At 70.0% G+C, this 17875-nt stretch carries 16 protein-coding genes; 11 read left to right on the top strand and 5 right to left on the bottom strand.

Going from position 1 to position 17875, the window contains the following annotated elements; genetic code table 11:
* Position 1 precedes the first annotated feature (1 nt).
* Positions 2-1306: an SGNH/GDSL hydrolase family protein gene (locus AC1PMG_RS16770; RefSeq protein WP_481109621.1), complete on the bottom strand. Its 1305-nt coding sequence runs from the start codon at positions 1304-1306 to the stop codon at positions 2-4.
* Positions 1303-2553, bottom strand: a complete 1251-nt coding sequence (locus AC1PMG_RS16765) for an MFS transporter (RefSeq protein WP_481109620.1) — start codon at positions 2551-2553, stop codon at positions 1303-1305. The genes AC1PMG_RS16770 and AC1PMG_RS16765 overlap by 4 nt, the downstream gene beginning before the upstream one ends.
* Before the next feature lie 99 nt (positions 2554-2652).
* Here AC1PMG_RS16765 and AC1PMG_RS16760 point away from each other — a divergent pair, with 99 nt between their 5' ends.
* The 4 genes from AC1PMG_RS16760 to AC1PMG_RS16745 all read left to right on the top strand — a co-directional run bounded on the left by AC1PMG_RS16760 (position 2653) and on the right by AC1PMG_RS16745 (position 6702).
* Positions 2653-3564 (top strand): LysR family transcriptional regulator, encoded by a 912-nt coding sequence (locus tag AC1PMG_RS16760; RefSeq protein ID WP_481109619.1) that lies wholly within the window; start codon positions 2653-2655, stop codon positions 3562-3564.
* A 277-nt stretch (positions 3565-3841) separates the two neighbouring features.
* Positions 3842-4939 (top strand): OmpA family protein, encoded by a 1098-nt coding sequence (locus tag AC1PMG_RS16755; protein WP_160966123.1) that lies wholly within the window; start codon positions 3842-3844, stop codon positions 4937-4939.
* A 385-nt stretch (positions 4940-5324) separates the two neighbouring features.
* Positions 5325-5822, top strand: coding sequence for a hypothetical protein (locus AC1PMG_RS16750; RefSeq protein WP_148829683.1), 498 nt, complete (start codon positions 5325-5327; stop codon positions 5820-5822).
* A 40-nt stretch (positions 5823-5862) separates the two neighbouring features.
* A complete protein-coding gene (locus AC1PMG_RS16745; protein ID WP_481109618.1) occupies positions 5863-6702 on the top strand; it encodes a pseudouridine synthase in 840 nt (279 codons plus the stop codon).
* On the opposite strand, the gene AC1PMG_RS16740 is transcribed toward AC1PMG_RS16745, so the two are convergent.
* Together AC1PMG_RS16740 and kbl are read right to left on the bottom strand one after the other, a co-directional pair.
* Positions 6653-7045 (bottom strand): HNH endonuclease, encoded by a 393-nt coding sequence (locus AC1PMG_RS16740; RefSeq protein ID WP_209031972.1) that lies wholly within the window; start codon positions 7043-7045, stop codon positions 6653-6655. The two genes, AC1PMG_RS16745 and AC1PMG_RS16740, sit on opposite strands and share 50 nt — an antisense overlap.
* A 1-nt stretch (position 7046) precedes the next feature.
* Entirely contained in the window at positions 7047-8249 is a 1203-nt protein-coding gene (kbl, locus tag AC1PMG_RS16735; RefSeq protein ID WP_481109617.1) for a glycine C-acetyltransferase, read from the bottom strand.
* Positions 8250-8442: 193 nt separating this feature from the next.
* Here kbl and AC1PMG_RS16730 point away from each other — a divergent pair, with 193 nt between their 5' ends.
* From AC1PMG_RS16730 to AC1PMG_RS16710, 5 genes are all read left to right on the top strand, one after another.
* Positions 8443-9465, top strand: coding sequence for a sulfate ABC transporter substrate-binding protein (locus AC1PMG_RS16730; protein WP_017917609.1), 1023 nt, complete (start codon positions 8443-8445; stop codon positions 9463-9465).
* 4 nt (positions 9466-9469) lie between these two features.
* Positions 9470-10570, top strand: a complete 1101-nt coding sequence (locus AC1PMG_RS16725; protein WP_481109616.1) for an ABC transporter permease subunit — start codon at positions 9470-9472, stop codon at positions 10568-10570.
* Entirely contained in the window at positions 10570-11526 is a 957-nt protein-coding gene (gene cysW / locus AC1PMG_RS16720) for a sulfate ABC transporter permease subunit CysW (RefSeq protein WP_481109615.1), read from the top strand. The genes AC1PMG_RS16725 and cysW overlap by 1 nt, the downstream gene beginning before the upstream one ends.
* Positions 11527-11533: 7 nt before the next feature.
* On the top strand, positions 11534-12574 hold the full coding sequence (locus AC1PMG_RS16715; RefSeq protein ID WP_481109614.1) for a sulfate/molybdate ABC transporter ATP-binding protein: 1041 nt from the start codon (positions 11534-11536) through the stop codon (positions 12572-12574).
* Positions 12575-12878: 304 nt separating this feature from the next.
* Positions 12879-13577, top strand: a complete 699-nt coding sequence (locus tag AC1PMG_RS16710) for a TorF family putative porin (RefSeq protein WP_184502530.1) — start codon at positions 12879-12881, stop codon at positions 13575-13577.
* A gap of 85 nt (positions 13578-13662) precedes the next feature.
* Here AC1PMG_RS16710 and tdh read toward each other — a convergent pair whose 3' ends face one another.
* The gene (gene tdh, locus AC1PMG_RS16705; RefSeq protein WP_193314671.1) at positions 13663-14694 is read right to left on the bottom strand and encodes an L-threonine 3-dehydrogenase; all 1032 of its coding nucleotides are present in this window, start codon (positions 14692-14694) and stop codon (positions 13663-13665) included.
* A 151-nt stretch (positions 14695-14845) separates the two neighbouring features.
* Between tdh and AC1PMG_RS16700 the strand changes: the two genes are divergently transcribed.
* Together AC1PMG_RS16700 and AC1PMG_RS16695 are read left to right on the top strand one after the other, a co-directional pair.
* On the top strand, positions 14846-17005 hold the full coding sequence (locus tag AC1PMG_RS16700) for a S46 family peptidase (protein ID WP_481109613.1): 2160 nt from the start codon (positions 14846-14848) through the stop codon (positions 17003-17005).
* Positions 17006-17189: 184 nt separating this feature from the next.
* Positions 17190-17834: a histidine phosphatase family protein gene (locus AC1PMG_RS16695; protein WP_267093598.1), complete on the top strand. Its 645-nt coding sequence runs from the start codon at positions 17190-17192 to the stop codon at positions 17832-17834.
* Positions 17835-17875 lie beyond the last annotated feature (41 nt).

Here is a 17875-nt window from a genome sequence, read left to right as displayed (position 1 = left end):
GTCAGCGCGCCGCGGCGGCGGCGTCGGCCGCGTCTGCCGTGGCGTGAGCAGGAGGGCGCGCGGTTGCGTCGGCGCCGAGCAACTGCGCGGCGGCCTCGGCCATGGCCGCGTAACCGGCGTCGCCGGGATGCAGGTGATCGCCCGAGTCGAAATCCGCGCGCATCCGCGCCGGATGCGCGGGGTCGCGTAACAGGGCATCGAAATCCAGGATCGCGTCGAAGCCGTTGCCCGCGCGCAGCCAGGCATTGACCTGCTGGCGCACGGCCTCTTTCTGCGGGCTGTAGTAACCGGGGATCGGCGAGTCCGGCAGCGCGCCCTCGAACGGGGTGAGGGTGGCGCCGATCACCCGTAGGCCGCGTGCCTGCGCGCGCTGCAGCACCTGCCGGTAGCCGGCGATCAGGTCCTCGGCCGATACCGGCGCATCGTCCGGTGCGAACGGCGTGGCGTACCAACTGATGTCGTTGATGCCCATCAACAGGATCAGGGTGCGCACGCCGGGCTGCGCCAGCACGTCGCGGTCCAGCCGCGCCAGCGCGTTGCGGCCCATGCGGTCGCGCAGCACGCGGCCGCCGGAGATGCCGGCGTTGAGCACCGCCACCCGCTGTGCCGCCAGCCGCGTGGCCAACTGGTCCGGCCAGCGTCGGTCCTGCCCCGGTGTCGAGGCGGCGCCGTCGGTGATCGAATCGCCCAGCGCCACCACCGCCCCGGCCGCATCGGCACGGCGCACCTGGATGCCGCTGACGAACAGCCGCACCGGCAGCGCCGTGGCGTCGGCCAGGGTGGCGTCGGCGGTGCGGTCGCCCGCGGCCAGCCATGCGCTCTGCAGGCCTTCCCAGTGGAAGGTCGACGGCGCGGTCGGCTGCGGCAGGTACAGGCTGATGCTGAGCCGGGCCAGGTCAGGCACGCTCAGCGCCACCGGGTCGCTGAGTACCGGCGCGCCCGGCGGCACGGTCACCTCGGTCTTGCCGCCGAAGCGCAGCGGCCGTTGCGAGCCGGGCAGGGTCGCGGCGCCGTCGCCGGCCAGGGCCAGCGAGGCGGCGCCGATGTGCAGCGGCGTGTCGCCATAGGCGTTGCTCAGCTCCACCCGCACCTCGCTGCCACCCAGGCTGACCCGCGCCACCTGGCGCACGGTCTGCCGCCATAGGTGGAATGGCGTCTGTGTCGGGAACGGGAAGTCCGCGGCCCACAGCGGTTGCGGGCTGGCCTGCCAGGTCGCGACCCAGTCGCGCGGCGCCGCCTCGGCCGGCAGCGCGAGGGTGCCCAGCAGTGCCGTCGCCAGCGCGGCCGTCGCCATCGCCCGGCTCATGCCGTACCGCCCGCGGCGCAGCCCGCGCCGGTGCTGGCCGCGGGGCTGGCAGTGGCCGGCGACAGCCGCAGCGCACCCAGCGCCACCGCCAGCCCGGCCAGGGTCAGCAGCGCCGCCACCCACGGCAGTTGCGACAGGGTGCCGCCGTGGCCGAGCACCAGACCGCCGAGCCAGGCGCCCAGCGCATTGCCCAGGTTGAACGCGCCGATGTTCAGGCTCGAGGCCAGATGCCGGCCGGCCTCGCCGGCCTTGCCCAGCACCCACACCTGCAGTGGCGCCACCGTGGCGAACGCGGCCACGCCCAGCAGGCCGATACCCAGCGTCATCGCCGGCGCCGACGGCAAGGCCAGGGTCAGCGCCGCCAGCACCACCGCCAGCACGCCCAGGCTCAACGGCAGCGCCTGCCGCGGGCGGCGGTCGGCCAGGCGTCCGCCGAGCACGTTGCCGACGATCATGCCCACGCCGAACACCAGCAGCAGCGGCGACACCGCACTGTCGGCCACGCCGGTGACCTGGGTCAGCAGCGGCTGCACGTAGGTGTACACGGCGAACACGCCCGCGTAGCCCAGCACTGTCGTCGCCAGGCCCAGCAGCACCGGGCCGCGGCCGACCGCGCGCAGTTCCTCGCGCAGCGGCGGTGCCGGCGTGGCATCGCGGTCGGCAGGCACCAGTGCGGCGATCACCACGGTGGCCAGGGCGCCGATCGCCGCCACCGCCCAGAACGTGGCGCGCCAGCCATGGTGCAGGCCCAGCCAGGCGCCGGCCGGCACCCCGAGCAGGGTGGCGACGGTGAGGCCGGTGAACATGGTCGAGATCGCCGAGGCCTTGCGCTGCGGCGGCACCAGGGTGGTGGCGACCACCGCGCCGACGCCGAAGAAGGTGCCGTGCGCCAGCGAGGTGACCACCCGCGCCGCCATCAGCGCTGCATAGCTCGGCGCCAGCGCGCAGGCCAGGTTGCCGGCGGTGAACACCAGCATCAGCGCCAGCAGCACCCGCTTGCGCGGCCAGCGCCGACTGGCCACGGTCAGCAGTGGCGCGCCGAGGAACACGCCCAGCGCATAGCCGGAGATCAGCAGCCCCGCGGCGGGGACGCTGACCCGCAGGTCGGCGGCGACCTGCAGCAGCAGGCCCATGATCACGAACTCGGTGGTGCCGATGCCGAACGCGCCGGCGGTCAGCGCGTACAGCGCGAGCGGCGTGCGCCCGGCAGCGGGTTGCTGGGGAGGTGGAGCGAGCGAGGCGGCCATGCGGCGGCTCCGGAAGTGGCGGGAGGACGGCAGCCTAGGCCTGCATGTCTTCAGCAAAAACAGTAAAAATATTGAACGACTTTCAATGGAATCCACACAATGGACCGGATCGGCGATATCGCCCTGTTCCTGCGCGTGCTCGACCTCGGCTCGATCAGCGCCGCCGCGCGCAGCCTGGACCTGTCGGTGGCGGTGGCCAGCCAGCGGCTGCAGCGGCTGGAGCGCGCGCTCGGCGTGCGCCTGCTGCACCGGACCACGCGGCGTCTGCACCCGACCCCGGAAGGCCTGCAATTGGCCGAGCAGGGGCGGCCGCTGGTCGAGGATCTGGAATCGCTGGCCGGCGGCCTGCGCCAGGCCGGTGTCGCCGCCGCCGGCACCTTGCGGGTGACGATGTCGGCGGCGTTCGGCCGCCTGTATGTGTCGCCGTTGCTGCCGCGCTTCATGGCGCTGCATCCGCAGGTGCGGCTGAGCGTGCACCTGAGCGACAACGTCGTCGACCTGGTCAGCGAAGGCTTCGACCTGGCGATCCGCATCGGCACCCTGCGCGACTCCAGCCTGGTCGCGCGGCGCCTGGCCGGCAATCGGCGCATGCTCTGCGCCTCGCCCGACTACCTGCGCCGCCACGGCACCCCGGCCACGCCGGCCGACCTGGCCGCGCACGCCTGCCTGCTGCTGACCGGCAGCGACGGCCGCCAGGACACCTGGCGGCTGCAGGGAGCCGACGGCGAAATCGCCGTCCGCGTGGCCGGGCCGCTGGAGACCAACTTCGGCGAGGTGCTGCGCGATGCCGCGGTCAACGGGCAGGGCATCGCCCTGCATTCGGAATGGCACGTGGCCGAGGACCTGCGCCAGGGGCGGCTGCGCCAGGTGCTGGCCGACTACCCGCTGGCCGAGACCGGCATTCACGCGGTGATGCCGCAGCGCCGGCTGGTGCCGCCGCGGGTGCGGGCCTTCGTCGAGTTCATGCAGGCCGAGTTGGCCGACCCGCCGCCGTGGGCGCGGCCGCGGTGAGACCTGGGTCGCCTTGTGGGTCCTTGTCTACGACCGCAAACGGTCATCTGCCCGCCGCATTGCGGGATTTCATCAAGCTGTATAGGGTGTATCCACGGCCCGGCGTGGACTGGCGTTGACTTTCACATGTTACGTGCTCGTTAACGCCATCTTCACTATGCCGCGCATAATGTGCGCGGCGATGGCGTGCGGAAACGGCCGTCTGGATGTGACGAGACATCTGTACTGAACCATGCCTCTACCGGTTTCTATCTCCCCGAAACAAGGAGTTGTATTAATGAACAAGAAAATTCTCACCGCCGCGTTGCTGGGCGGTCTGGCCGTCGCCCAGGCAGCGTCCGCGCAGGAATTCGACGACCGCTGGTACCTGACCGGTTCGGCTGGTTTCAACTTCCAGGACAAGGACCGCACCACCAACGATGCGCCGTTCGTCACCCTGGGCCTGGGCAAGTTCATCAACCCGAACTGGTCGCTGGACGGTGAACTGAACTATCAGAACCCGAACTTCGACAAGAACCAGGACCTGAACTGGAGCCAGTACGGCATCTCGTTCGACCTGCGTCGCCACTTCATCCAGGAAGGCCGCGGCTGGAACCCGTACCTGCTGTTCGGCCTGGGCTACCAGCGCTCGGAAGAAGAGTTCGACACCGGCGGTCCGGTCTCCCCGGGCCAGCGCAAGGACGGCAACTTTGCCGCCAAGGCCGGCGTCGGTCTGCAGACCACCTTCGACAAGCGCGTTGCCGTGCGTGCCGAAGTGGCCTACCGCGCTGACTTCGACGACCAGAGCGTTGCCGCTCCGTCGCAGAACTGGTTCGGCGACGTGCTGGCTTCGGTCGGCGTCGTGATCCCGCTGGGCCCGCCGCCGGCTGCCCCGGTCGCCCCGCCGCCGCCGCCGGCCGCTGCGCCGAGCTGCGCCGACCTGGACGACGATGGTGACGGCGTCAACAACTGCGACGACAAGTGCCCGAACTCCCAGCCTGGCCAGACCATCGGTCCGGACGGCTGCCCGGTGCCGGTGTCGATCGACCTGAAGGGCGTCAACTTCGACTTCAATAAGGCGAACCTGCGTCCGGACGCCGTGGCGATCCTGGGCGAGGCCACCGAGATCCTGAAGCGTTACCCCGACCTGCGCGTCGAGGTTGCCGGTCACACCGACTCGAAGGGTACCGAAGCCTACAACCAGAAGCTGTCCGAGCGCCGCGCCCGCGTCGTGTACGACTACCTGACCAAGAACGGCGTGGACGCTTCGCGTCTGGTCGGTCCGATCGGCTACGGCGAGAGCCGTCCGATTGCTCCGAACACCAACCCGGATGGTTCGGACAATCCGGAAGGCCGTGCCAAGAACCGTCGTACCGAGCTGAACGTCCAGAACTAATCGGACGCTTCCAGTCTCAAGCAAAGCCCGGCCTCGTGCCGGGCTTTGTTTTTGTGGGGTGGGCATGCATTGCGCTGTCCTCGCCGTGATTTTGTAGGCGCGGCTTTAGGGCACCTCCAATAACGCGTGATCGCCGTGGCGTGGCGTGATGTCTTGTCTTGATTGTAGGAGCGGCTTCAGCCGCGACTGGCATTCCCGGTAACGCCCGTCGCGGCTGAAGCCGCTCCTACGCGGAGCCCGTGCGCCGACCGTTGTAGAGGCTGCGTCCAAGCTGAATTTTTTCAGCAATCCCAATTATTTAGCGCGTGTAGTGCCGGTAACAGTTGAAAGCACGCCGGGGCCTGCCTACACTCGCTCGTCGACTCGCCTGAATGGAAAAAAACCGATGCTGCGTATCGTGACGGCCAGCCTGCTCGCGCTCGCCCTGATTCCTGCGGCCCACGCCGCACCGGATTGCTCCGGCGATCTGCTGCCCAAGCCGCTGGCGCTGCCGGCCACGGTCGCCGCGCCGGTCGCTTCGGAACTGTTCAGCCGCAACGTGCAGCTGGGCATGCCCAGCGGCGTGCTGACCCAGTCCTACAGCAGCGACCAGTCGCTGGACCGCGTGCTGCTGCGGCTGCGCGCCGAAGGCTGCCAGAGCCTGGCCAATGCCACCCCGGGCGCGGTGAAGCCGAACGATCCGGCCGCCTACAAGCCGGCCACCGCCTTCGATAACACGCCGTGGCGGTTCGACATGAGCCAGAACGGCAAGCGCATGACCGCCGAGGAGTTCGACGCCTGGATGAAGGCGCGTGGCGTGCGCGTGGTCAAGGCGCGTCCGGCCGCTGCACCTGCCGCTGCCGCCGCCGAGGCGCCGGCGCCGGCCGACGCCAACAAGCAGTAAGTCCGGCGCGCGGCCGTTTGCGGCCGCGCCCGTTCGCGCCGTGCGAGGGGCCAAGCCGCCGCGTTCCCGCCGTCCGGCGTCGTTCCCGGCGGCGCCCGCGCGTCCGCGCTCGCCCGCGCGCAGCGCCACGCCGGCCGTGCCGCGCCACGGCCTGGCCCGCACCCTGTCCAAGCTGGGCCTGTGCTCGCGCACCGAGGCCGCGCGCTGGATCGCCGCCGGCCGCGTCGCCGTCGACGGACGCATCGTCACCGATCCCGAATTCCCGATCCTGCAGGGCCGCCACCGGCTGGCCGTGGACGGCACGCCGCTGGCCGACACCGCGCGCCGGTACCTGATGCTCAACAAGCCGCGCGGGCTGGTCACCAGTGCGCAGGACGAGCGCGGCCGCGACACCGTGTACCGCTGTTTCGACGGTGCCGGCCTGCCGTGGCTGGCGCCGGTCGGGCGCCTGGACAAGGCCAGCGAGGGCCTGCTGCTGTTCAGCAACGACCCGCAGTGGGCGGCGCGGGTGACCGATCCGGGCAGCGGCCCGGACAAGACCTATCACGTGCAGGTGGACGCGGTGCCCGACGCGGCGCTGCTGGCACGGATGTGTGCCGGCGTGGTCGACGACGGCGAACCGCTGCGGGCCAGGCAGGTGCGCCTGCTGCGCCAGGGCGAGCGCCATGCCTGGCTGGAAGTGGTGCTGGACGAGGGCCGCAACCGGCAGATCCGGCGGCTGCTGGCCGTGCTTGGCCTGGACGTGCTGCGGCTGGTGCGGGTGGCGATCGGCGACTTGGTGCTGGGCGACCTGGGCAAGGGCGCGTGGCGCGAGCTCAGCGCCGCCGAAGTCACGGCGTTGGCGCCGGCGGCGGGCGCCAGCGCGCCAACCGCGCGCTGAGCAGGGCGGCGACCACCTCGCGGGCGCGCGCATCCTGCGGCCCGCGTGCATCGTGGTGGCGGCCCTTGGCGTGATTGCAGCCGGCGCAGGCCAGTGCCAGGTTCCGTGCATCGTTGGGGTCGTCGCCGACCTGGGCGCATAGCGCCGCGGCGGCGCGGCGCCCGAACCAGGCCTGCGGTACCACGTGCTCGAGCGAGCAGTGGCCCAGCGGCTCGCCGTCGCCGCGCAGATCCAGCCGCCGCCGGCAGTGCAGGCAGCGGCTGTGCCAACCGCCAGCCGCAGGCTGCGCCTGGGCGTCGGTCTGCGCCGCCAGCAACAGCCGTTGGCGCAGCGCGGCGCGCATCTCAGGCGGTGATGACGCCCAGTTCGTGGCCGATGCGGGTGAACGCGTCGATCGCCCGGTCCAGGTGTTCGCGCGTGTGCGCGGCGCTGATCTGGGTGCGGATCCGCGCCTGGCCCTTGGGCACCACCGGGAAGAAGAAGCCGATGGCGTAGATGCCTTCCTCCAGCAGCCGTTCGGCGAAGCGCTGTGCCAGCGGCGCGTCGTACAGCATCACCGGGCAGATCGGATGGGTGCCGGGCTTGATGTCGAAACCGGCGGCGCCCATGCGCTCGCGGAAGTAGGCGGTGTTCTCGACCAGGCGCGCGCGCAGGTCGTCGGCCGCGTCGAGCATCGCGAAGGCCTTGATCCCGGCCGCGACCACATGCGGCGGCAGCGAGTTGGAGAACAGGTAGGGCCGCGAGCGCTGGCGCAGCAGTTCGATCACCTCGCGGCGGCCGGTGGTGAAACCGCCCAGCGCGCCGCCCATGGCCTTGCCCAGGGTGCCGGTGACGATATCGATCCGGTCCAGCACGCCCTTGACCTCGGCCGAGCCGCGGCCGCTGGCGCCGAGGAAGCCGGTGGCATGGCATTCGTCGATGTGCACCAGCGCGTTGTACTTCTTCGCCAGCGCGGTGATCTCGTCCAGCGGAGCGATGAAGCCGTCCATCGAGAACACGCCGTCGCTGGTGATCAGCTTGGTCTTGCAGCCGGCGGCGTCGGCCGCCTGCAGCTGCGCTTCCAGGTCGGCCATGTCGCAGTTGGCGTAGCGGAAGCGCTTGGCCTTGCACAGGCGCACGCCGTCGATGATCGAGGCGTGATTGAGCGCGTCGGAGATGATCGCGTCCTGCTCGCCCAGCAGCGGTTCGAACAGGCCGCCGTTGGCGTCGAAGCAGGCGGCGTAGAGGATGGTGTCCTCGGTGCCGAAGAACGCGGCGATCTGCGCTTCCAGTTGCTTGTGCAGGTCCTGGGTGCCGCAGATGAAGCGCACCGAGGCCATGCCGAAGCCGTGCGTGTCCAGCGCGTCCTTGGCGGCCTGGATCAGTGCCGGATGATCGGCCAGGCCCAGGTAGTTGTTGGCGCAGAAGTTGAGCACGCGGCGGCCGTCGGCGAGGACGATTTCCGCCGCCTGCGGGCCGACGATGATGCGCTCGGACTTGAACAGGCCCTGGGCGCGGATCGCGTCCAGTTCCTCGGCGTAGTGCTGGGTGAGGTGGGAGTCGGTCATGACGGGCACGCGCGGCGGAAAGAAGCGGCGATGTTACCGCGACGCCCGCGCCGGCCGCGGCCGTCATGCACAAATGGCATGAGCCGCTGCCGGGAAGTCATTTCACCCGCCGCCTGCCGCTGCGCAGCATGCGTCATGGTCCGCGGCGGGTATCGGCCGCGGCGTCGGCCTGTGTGTTTTCGGAGAACCGCCCATGTCCAGCCTTCCGCCGCGCCGCTGGCGCCCGCTGCTCGCGCTCGCCTTGTGCGTGTTCGCCGGGGCCGCGGCCGCCGCCGAGACGCAACTGCTCAACGTGTCCTACGATCCCACCCGCGAGCTGTACCGGGACTACAACGCCGCCTTCGCCAGGCATTGGGCGCAACTGCATCCCGGCGAGCAGGTCGCGGTGGAGACCTCGCACGGCGGCTCCGGCAAGCAGGCGCGCGCGGTGATCGACGGGGTCGAGGCGGACGTGGTGACGCTGGCATTGGCCTACGACGTCGATGCGATCGCCGCCAAGAGCAAGCTGATCGATGCGAACTGGGCCACGCGCCTGCCCGACAACAGCGCGCCGTACACCTCGACCATCGTGTTCCTGGTGCGCAAGGGCAATCCGAAGGGGATCAAGGACTGGCCCGACCTGCTGCGCAGCGGCGTGTCGGTGATCACGCCCAATCCCAAGACCTCCGGCGGCGCGCGCTGGAACTACCTGGCCGCCTGGGCCTACGCCGACCACATCTTCAAGGGCGACCGCGAGCGCATCCTCAACTACATGCGCGCGCTGTTCCGCAACGTGCCGGTGCTGGACACCGGCGCGCGCGGCGCCACCACCACCTTCGTCCAGCGCGGCATCGGCGACGTGCTGCTGGCCTGGGAGAACGAGGCGTTCCTGGCGCAGCAGGAACTGGGCCAGGACAAGTTCGAGATCGTGGTGCCGAAGCTGTCGATCCTGGCCGAGCCCTCGGTGGCGCTGGTCGACAAGAACGTGGACAAGCACGGCACCCGCGCGGTGGCCGAGGAATACCTGAAGTACCTGTACTCGCCGGAAGGACAGAAGATCGCGGCCAGACACTATTACCGGCCGCGCCATCCCGAGTACGCCGATCGCGCCGATCTGGCGCGGCTGCCGAAGGTGCGCCTGGTCACCATCGATCAGGCGTTCGGGTCCTGGGCCAAGGCGCAGGCCACGCACTTCGACGACGGCGGCCTGTTCGACCAGATCCAGGCGAGCAAGTGACGCGATGGCCGTGACCGCCGCCGCCGTTGCCCGCGCACCGCGCCAGCGCCGGGTGATGCCGGGATTGGGGCTGAGTCTGGGCATCACCCTGACCTGGTTGGGACTGGTGGTGCTGATCCCCTTGTTCGCGGTGCTGCTCAAGACCAGCGGGCTGGGCTGGGACGGCGTGTGGCGGGTGTGGAGCGAGCCGCGGGTGCTGGCGGCGTTGCGCCTGAGTTTCGGCACCGCCTTGGCCGCGGCCGCGTTCAATGCGGTGATGGGCACCTGGGTGGCGTGGGTGTTCGTGCGCTATCGCTTTCCCGGCAAGCGTCTGTTCGACGCGATGATCGATCTGCCGTTTGCCCTGCCGACCGCGGTGGCCGGCATCGCCCTGACCGCGTTGTACGGCAGCAACGGCTGGATCGGGCGCTGGCTGGAGCAGCCGACGCAGGCGCTGGCGGCCAGCCTGCCGACGCTGGCCTGGTGGTGGCCGCGGTTGGCGCTGCTGCTGGCGCTGGCGGCGACCGGCTACGCGCTGCTGCGGCGTAGCCAGGCGCTGCTGCCGGCACCGCTGCGTGTGCTGCAGCGCCTGCTCGGCACGGTCGCCGCGCTGAGCCTGGCCGCACTGGGCGTCGGCGGCCTGCTGGTCGGTTATGTCGGGTTGATGCAGGTCAGCGGGGCGAGCGGGGTCAAGGTCGCCTACACGCCACTGGGCATCGTCGTGGCGCTGGTGTTCGTGGGGCTGCCGTTCGTGGTGCGGATCGTGCAGCCGGTGCTGGCCGAGGCCGAGCGCGAACTGGAAGAGGCGGCGGCCACGCTCGGTGCCGGGCGCTGGCAGACGGTGCGCCGGGTACTGCTGCCGACCCTGTGGCCGGCGGTGCTGACCGGATTCGCGCTGGCCTTCGCGCGTGGCGTCGGCGAGTACGGCTCGGTGATCTTCATCGCCGGCAACCTGCCCAATGCCACCGAGATCGCGCCGTTGCTCATCACCATCCGCCTGGAAGAATTCGACTACGGCGGCGCCAGCGCGATCGCCGCGGCGATGCTGCTGTTGTCGCTGCTGTCGCTGCTGCTGGTGAATGGGGCGCAGGCCTGGTTCGCGCGGCGCGGCAGGGCGGTGGCGTGATGGCGTCGGTCGTGTCCGCGCTGGCCGCGCACGTCCCCGGGCAGGCCGGCGTTGCCGCCGTCGCCGCGCACGTGCAGGCTTCGGTGGTCGACGAGCCGCGCTGGGTGCGGCGGCTGCTGATCGGCGGCGCGCTCGCCTTCCTGCTGGCGTTCCTGCTGCTGCCCTTGCTGCTGGTGTTCACCGAGGCACTGCGCGGCGGCGCCGGTGTGTTCTGGCGCGCGATCTCCGATCCGGACGCGTTGGCGGCGATCCGCCTGACCCTGCTGGTGGCGGCGATCGTGGTGCCGTTGAACCTGGTGTTCGGCGTGGCCGCGGCCTGGGCGGTCAGCAAGCACCGTTTCCCCGGCAAGCGTCTGCTGGTGAGTCTGATCGACCTGCCGTTCTCGGTGTCGCCGGTGGTCGCCGGCCTGTTGTTCATTCTGATCTTCGGCCGCAACGGCTGGGCCTGGCCGTTGATCGACGAAGGCGTGTGGCTGCACCTGCCGCCGCTGGGCGACGTATCGCTGCATCTGCCGCGCATCGTGTTCGCGCTGCCGGGCATCGTGCTGGCGACCACCTTCGTCACCTTCCCCTTCATCGCCCGCGAGCTGATGCCGCTGATGGAGCAGCAGGGCGACGACGAGGAACTGGCGGCGCTGAGCCTGGGCGCCAGCGGCTGGCAGACCTTCCGCCGGGTGACCCTGCCGAACATCCGCTGGGGCCTGCTGTATGGCGTGCTGTTGTGCAGTGCGCGGGCGATGGGCGAGTTCGGTGCGGTGTCGGTGGTGTCCGGACACATCCGCGGGCGCACCAACACGCTGCCGCTGCATGTGGAGATCCTCTACAACGAGTACGCCTACAGCGCGGCCTTCGCCTGCGCCAGCCTGCTGGCGCTGACCGCGCTGCTGACGCTCGCCGTCAAGTCCTGGCTGCACTGGCGCCACGGCGCGGCGCTGGCCGCCACTCACCGACACTGAGGTTGCGATGACCATCCGCGTACAGCATCTGGGCAAGCGCTTCGGCGATTTCGCCGCGCTCGACGACGTCAGCCTGGACATCCGCCAGGGCGAACTGCTGGCGCTGCTGGGGCCGTCCGGCTCCGGCAAGACCACGCTGCTGCGGGTGATCGCGGGGCTGGAACACGCCGACCGCGGACGCGTGCTGATCCACGGCGAGGACGCCACCGCGCTGTCTGTGCAGGCGCGCCGGGTCGGCTTCGTGTTCCAGCACTACGCCTTGTTCAAGCACATGAGCGTGTACGAGAACATCGCCTTCGGCCTGCGCGTGCGCCGCGAGACGCGCTGGAGCGAGTCGCGCATCCGCGCGCGGGTGCAGGAGCTGCTGGCGCTGGTGCAATTGCACGACCTGGAGCGGCGCTACCCGGCGCAACTGTCCGGCGGCCAGCGCCAGCGCGTGGCGCTGGCCCGCGCGCTGGCGATCGAGCCGCGCGTGCTGTTGCTCGACGAACCGTTCGGCGCGCTCGACGCGCAGGTCCGTCGCGACCTGCGGCGCTGGCTGCGCGAGCTGCACGAACGCACCGGCCTGACCACGGTGTTCGTCACCCACGACCAGGAAGAGGCGCTGGAACTGGCCGACCGCGTGGCGATCCTCAACCGCGGCCGGATCGAGCAGATCGGCAGCCCGGCGCAGGTCTACGAGCAACCGGCTTCGCCGTTCGTCTATGCCTTCGTCGGCGCGGTGAACCGGCTGCCCGCGCGTCTGCACGACGGTGCGGTGCAGGTCGGCGGCCTGGCCTTGCCGGCGCCGTCGACGCCGCTGTCCAGCGGTCCGGTCGAGCTGTACGTGCGGCCGGAAGACCTGGCGCCCGGCAGCGACGGCTGGGCGGCGACAGTGCTGTCGATCCAGCGCAGCGGCCCGCGGCTGCGCCTGCGCGCGCAACTGGCGCACGGCCACGACGAGGTGGAGGTGGAACTGCCGGCGGGCGAGGGGGTGCCCGACTACGCGCCGGGCCAGCCATTGCACCTGCGCGCACGCCGTTTCGGGGTGTTCGCCCGGCCCGACTGAGGCGCGATCGCGTCCTGCCGCCGATCGGCGACTGCCGGGCCTGCGCGTTGGCGTGGCCAGCGGCTGCCTGCCCGGTCGTGGCCTGACCGCCAACTCCCGGACAGGGGCCTTCCCTGGCAGGCCGGCTCCCGCCGTCGGCGGGAGCTGTGTCCGCGCTTGGCGCGAATCCGGGGTTTTGTGTCACGGCGTGGCACGCGCCGTGTGAAAAGTTGTTGCACTGCACGATCAAAGCAGTTAAAAAACCGTAAAGGCGCATCCGCCTCGTCGCTGCACCCATCCCTCGTCAACCCTAGGAGAATGACCGGTGAACAAGACCACTCTCGCCCTGGCCGTCGCACTGGCCGCTTCGCCGCTCACCGTCCTGGCCCAGGACGAGCCCACCTCGCCGGTCACCGGCTCCTATGGCGTGGTCAGCGACTACGTGTTCCGCGGCGTCTCCCAGACCGACAAGGGCCCGGCGTTCCAGGCCGGCCTCACCTACACCTCGCCGTTCGGCCTGTACGTGGGCACCTGGGGCTCCAACGTCGATTTCGGTGCGGGCGATCCGGATTGGGAAGTGGACGGCTTCGTCGGCTACAACGTCGATTTCTCGCCGGACTGGAACTTCGATGTGATGGTCAACCGCTACGGTTATCCGGGCGCCGGCAAGTCGAACTACAACGAACTGATCACCAAGACCAAGTTCCTCAAGACCTACACCCTGACCGTGGCCTACACCGATAACGTGTACAACCTGGACCGGGACAGCTTCTACTACGCGCTGGACGGGAACTGGTCGCTGCCGCAGGGCTTCAGCGTCGGCGCGCACGTCGGCCGCACCACCTACGAAAGCGCGTTGACCGCGTACCAGGACTACACCGACTACAACGTCAGCGTGGGCAAGATGGTCGGCCCGCTGGCGCTGAGCGTGGGCTACTACGACACCGACAACAAGGGCGCGGCGAACTTCACCGAGCGCCTGGCCGGTCACCGCGTGGTGGTCTCGGGCACGATCGCGTTCTGATCGCATCGTCTCGTGAAACGACGAAGGGCGCCGCGAGGCGCCCTTCGTGTTTTTCCGGCACCGCCGCGTTGCCGCGGCGCGCGCATCACCAGCTCAGCACGACCTTGCCGGCCTTGCCTTCTTCCATCAGGTCGAAGCCCTTCTGGAATTCGTCGATGGTCAGCTGGTGGGTCAGCACCTTGCCCAGCGGGAAGCCGGACAGCACCAGCTGGGTCATCTTGTACCAGGTCTCGTACATCTTGCGGCCGTAGATGCCCTGCACGGTCAGGCCCTTGAAGATGATCTTGTCCCAGTCGCAGCCGGCGCCGCGCGGCATGATGCCGAGCATGGCGATCTTGCCGCCGTGGTACATGCAGTCGAGCATGTCGTTGAAGGCGCGCGGATTGCCGCTCATCTCCAGACCCACGTCGAAGCCTTCCATGTGCAGGTCGGCCATCACCTCCTTGAGCGAGGTGTTGGCGACGTTGACCACGCGGGTCGCGCCCATGTCCGCGGCCAGCTTCAGGCGGAAATCGTTGACGTCGGTGACCACCACGTTGCGCGCGCCGATGTGCTTGCAGATGCCCGCGGCGATGATGCCGATCGGGCCGGCGCCGGTGATCAGCACGTCCTCGCCGATCACGTCGAACTCCAGCGCGCAGTGCGCGGCGTTGCCGTAGGGATCGAAGAACGCGGCCAGCTCGGACGGAATCTGGTCGGGGATCGGCCACAGGTTGGAGGCCGGCATCACCATGTACTCGGCGAAGGCGCCGTTGACGTTGACGCCGATGCCGACCGTGTTCGGGCACAGGTGCGGACGTCCGCCGCGGCAGTTGCGGCAGTGGCCGCAGACGATGTGGCCTTCGGCCGAGACGCGCTGGCCGACCTCGTAGCCGGTGACCGCCGAGCCGAGCTGGGCGATGCGGCCGACGAACTCGTGGCCGATGGTCAGGCCGGGCTTGATGGTGCGCTGGCTCCACTCGTCCCACAGGTAGATGTGCAGGTCGGTGCCGCAGATCGCGGTCTTTTCCAGCTTGATCAGCACCTCGTTGGGGCCGGGCACCGGCACCGGCACCTGTTCCAGCCAGATGCCCTTGGCGGCCTCGCGCTTGACCAGCGCCTTCATTGTTTGCGCCATGTCGGTACAGATTCGATGGGAAGAGGGCGCGCAGTATAAGCGCCCGGCCGACGCGGCCATGTTGCGGCGCGGTCAGGGTGCCATTGGTCACGGTCCGGCCGCTTGACGACAGCCGTTACACTCTAACGTCTGTCATCAAGGAAGCTATTCGATGCGTTCGAATTCGTTGGCTGTCGCCATCGCCGCCGTGGCCGCCCTGTCCGGCGCCTCCGCCGCCCGCGCTGGCGAGGGCATGTGGGTCCCGCAGCAGTTGCCGGACATCGCCGGGCCGCTGCAGCAGGCCGGCCTGAAACTGTCGCCGCAACAGCTGTCCGATCTCACCGGCGACCCGATGGGCGCGGTGGTCTCGCTCGGCGGCTGCACCGCCAGCTTCGTCTCGCCGCAGGGCCTGGTGGTGACCAACCACCACTGCGCCTACGGCGCGATCCAGCTCAACTCCACTCCGCAGAAGAACCTGATCCGCGACGGCTTCAGCGCCGCCAGCCAGGGCGCCGAACTGAGCGCCGGCCCGAACGCGCGCATCTACGTGCTCGACCGCATCACCGACGTCACCGCGCAGGCCAAGGCGGCGATGGCCGCCGCCGGCAACGATGCGCTCAAGCGCACGCAGGCGCTGGAGGATTTCGACAAGTCCCAGGTCGCCGCGTGCGAAGCCGATGCCGGCTACCGCTGCGAGCTGTACAGCTTCTCCGGCGGCAACACCTACCGCCTGTTCCGCACCCTGGAAATCCGCGACGTGCGCCTGGTCTACGCGCCGCCGTCGGGCATCGGCAAGTTCGGCGGCGACGTCGACAACTGGATGTGGCCGCGCCACACCGGCGACTTCTCGTTCTACCGCGCCTACGTCGGCAAGGACGGCAAGCCGGCCGCCTATGCCAAGGACAACGTGCCGTACCAGCCCAAGCACTTCCTGAAGTTCGCCGACCAGCCGCTGGGCGCCGGCGATTTCGTCATGGTCGCCGGCTACCCGGGCCGTACCAACCGCTATGCGCTGGCCTCCGAATTCGACGCCACCGCGAGCTGGGGCTATCCCACCGCCGCGCGCCAGTACCGCGACCTGATCGCGCTGGTGGAGCAGGCCGGCAAGCAGAACCCGGACATCCAGGTGAAGTACGCCGCGACCATGGCCAGCTGGAACAACGTCGCCAAGAATTACGAGGGCCAGCTGGAGGGCTTCAAGCGCATCGATGCGGCGGCCAAGAAGCACGCCGAGGAGGGCGCGGTGCTGGCCTGGCTCAAGCGCCAGGGCGGCGAGGGCAAGGCCGCGCTGCAGGCGCATGCGCAACTGCTGGCGCTGGGCGAGCAGGCCAAGGCCACCCGCGATCGCGACCTGGTGCTGCGGCAGATGCGCCGCACCGGCGTGCTCGGCAGTGCGGTGTCCCTGTATCGCCTGTCGATCGAACGCGCCAAGCCGGACGCCGAACGCGAGCCGGGCTACCAGGAGCGCGACCTGCCCGAGATCGAGGGCGCGATGAAGCAGATGGAGCGCCGCTATGTCGCCGCCATGGACAGCCAGTTGCAGCGCTACTGGTTCGACCAGTACCTGAAGCTTCCGAAGGCGCAGCGCCTGCCGGCGCTGGACCAGTGGCTGGCCGGTGCCGACGCGCAGGCCGCCGCCACGCGTCTGGCCGGCACCCAGCTGGGCAATACCGAGGCGCGCCTGAAGTGGCTGCATGCCGACCGCGCCGCGTTCGAGGCCAGCGACGACCCGGCGCTGCGCTATGCGGTGGCACTGATGCCGACCCTGCTGCAGATCGAGCAGGACGAGAAGCGTCGCGAGGGCGAGGAACTGCTGGCGCGTCCGCGCTATCTGCAGGCCGTGGCCGACTACAAGAAGAGCCAGGGCGAGTTCGTGTATCCGGACGCCAACTCCTCGCTGCGCATCACCTTCGGCAACGTCAAGGGCTACGCGCCGAAGGACGGCGTGGCCTACACCCCGTTCACCACGCTGGAAGGCGTGGTCGCCAAGGACACCGGCGTGGAGCCGTTCGACTCGCCCAAGGCGTTGCTGGATGCGGCCAAGGCCAAGCGCTACGGTGGGCTGGAGGACAAGCGGCTGGGCACGGTGCCGGTGAACTTCCTGTCCGACCTGGACATCACCGGCGGCAATTCCGGTTCGCCGGTGATGGACGCGCACGGCAAGCTGGTGGGCCTGGCCTTCGACGGCAACTGGGAGTCGGTGAGCTCGAACTGGGTGTTCGATCCGGCGATGACGCGCATGATCGCGGTCGATTCGCGCTACCTGCACTGGATCATGCAGGAAGTGATGCCGGCGCCGCGTCTGTTGAAGGAGTTGAACCTGGCCAAGTGAGCCAGGCCCGACGGGCGGCGGCGTTTGCCGCCGTCCGCGTGTCCGCCCCGGCAAACGCCGCCATGCTCCGGCGGGGCGGGGCGCACACGCGGGATGCAGCGCAGGGTTTCCGGCGACGGAGCGGGTATCATGCCGCTCCGTTTTCGTTTGCGAGACGGCCCCTTCCCCCCAAGGAATCCAGCGCATGCGCATTCTGCTCGCCCGCCATGGCGAAACCCCGTGGAACGCCGAAGGCCGCTACCAGGGCCAGATCGACATCCCGCTGTCGCCGGTCGGCGACGCCCAGGCGCAGGCGCTGGGCGCACGCCTGCGCGAAGTGCCGCTGACCCGCGCCGTGGCCTCGCCGCTGGCGCGCGCGCAACGCACCGCGCGCTTCGCCCTGGGGCCTGAGCGCGAGGCGCTGCTGCAGACCGATCCGGACCTGCAGGAAATCGCCCATGGCGAGTGGGAAGGTCTGCTGGCCAGCGAGATCCACGAGAAGGATCCGGCACGCCTGCGCGCCTGGCGCGAGGAGCCGGACACGGTGCTGATGCCGGGTGGCGAGTCGCTGCGGCAGGTGCTGGAGCGTTCCTGGCGCGGCCTGACCCGCGCCGCCGACGGTCTGGGCGAGCACGACACGCTGCTGGTGGTCGCCCACGACGCGGTCAACCGGGTGATCCTGTGCCGGGTGCTGGGCCTGCCGATCGCGCGGCTGTGGAGCTTCCGCCAGGCGCCGACCACGCTGAACCTGCTCGAAGGGCCGGACGTGGAGCATCTGGAAGTGGTGCGCTTGAACGATTGCGCGCACCACACGCCGTTCTTCGGCGAGGCGAAGCATCGGGCGCTGTAGTGTTCTGCTGATTCTTTGCCAGGATGCGTTGAGTTGATGCA

The organism is Xanthomonas sp. NCPPB 2250 (genome assembly GCF_056725265.1).
This window is presented reverse-complemented; position numbering and strand designations above follow the sequence as displayed.

Excerpts from the sequence above, each read along its gene's own strand:
- AC1PMG_RS16695 (WP_267093598.1), top strand. The coding sequence starts at position 17,190 with ATGCGCATTCTGCTCGCCCGCCATGGCGAAACCCCGTGGAACGCCGAA.
- AC1PMG_RS16770 (WP_481109621.1), bottom strand. The coding sequence starts at position 1,306 with ATGAGCCGGGCGATGGCGACGGCCGCGCTGGCGACGGCACTGCTGGGC.
- AC1PMG_RS16700 (WP_481109613.1), top strand. The coding sequence starts at position 14,846 with ATGCGTTCGAATTCGTTGGCTGTCGCCATCGCCGCCGTGGCCGCCCTG.
- kbl (WP_481109617.1), bottom strand. The coding sequence starts at position 8,249 with ATGACCGACTCCCACCTCACCCAGCACTACGCCGAGGAACTGGACGCG.
- AC1PMG_RS16725 (WP_481109616.1), top strand. The coding sequence starts at position 9,470 with ATGGCCGTGACCGCCGCCGCCGTTGCCCGCGCACCGCGCCAGCGCCGG.
- tdh (WP_193314671.1), bottom strand. The coding sequence starts at position 14,694 with ATGGCGCAAACAATGAAGGCGCTGGTCAAGCGCGAGGCCGCCAAGGGC.
- AC1PMG_RS16765 (WP_481109620.1), bottom strand. The coding sequence starts at position 2,553 with ATGGCCGCCTCGCTCGCTCCACCTCCCCAGCAACCCGCTGCCGGGCGC.
- AC1PMG_RS16755 (WP_160966123.1), top strand. The coding sequence starts at position 3,842 with ATGAACAAGAAAATTCTCACCGCCGCGTTGCTGGGCGGTCTGGCCGTC.
- AC1PMG_RS16730 (WP_017917609.1), top strand. The coding sequence starts at position 8,443 with ATGTCCAGCCTTCCGCCGCGCCGCTGGCGCCCGCTGCTCGCGCTCGCC.
- AC1PMG_RS16740 (WP_209031972.1), bottom strand. The coding sequence starts at position 7,045 with ATGCGCGCCGCGCTGCGCCAACGGCTGTTGCTGGCGGCGCAGACCGAC.
- AC1PMG_RS16760 (WP_481109619.1), top strand. The coding sequence starts at position 2,653 with ATGGACCGGATCGGCGATATCGCCCTGTTCCTGCGCGTGCTCGACCTC.
- AC1PMG_RS16715 (WP_481109614.1), top strand. The coding sequence starts at position 11,534 with ATGACCATCCGCGTACAGCATCTGGGCAAGCGCTTCGGCGATTTCGCC.
- cysW (WP_481109615.1), top strand. The coding sequence starts at position 10,570 with ATGGCGTCGGTCGTGTCCGCGCTGGCCGCGCACGTCCCCGGGCAGGCC.
- AC1PMG_RS16750 (WP_148829683.1), top strand. The coding sequence starts at position 5,325 with ATGCTGCGTATCGTGACGGCCAGCCTGCTCGCGCTCGCCCTGATTCCT.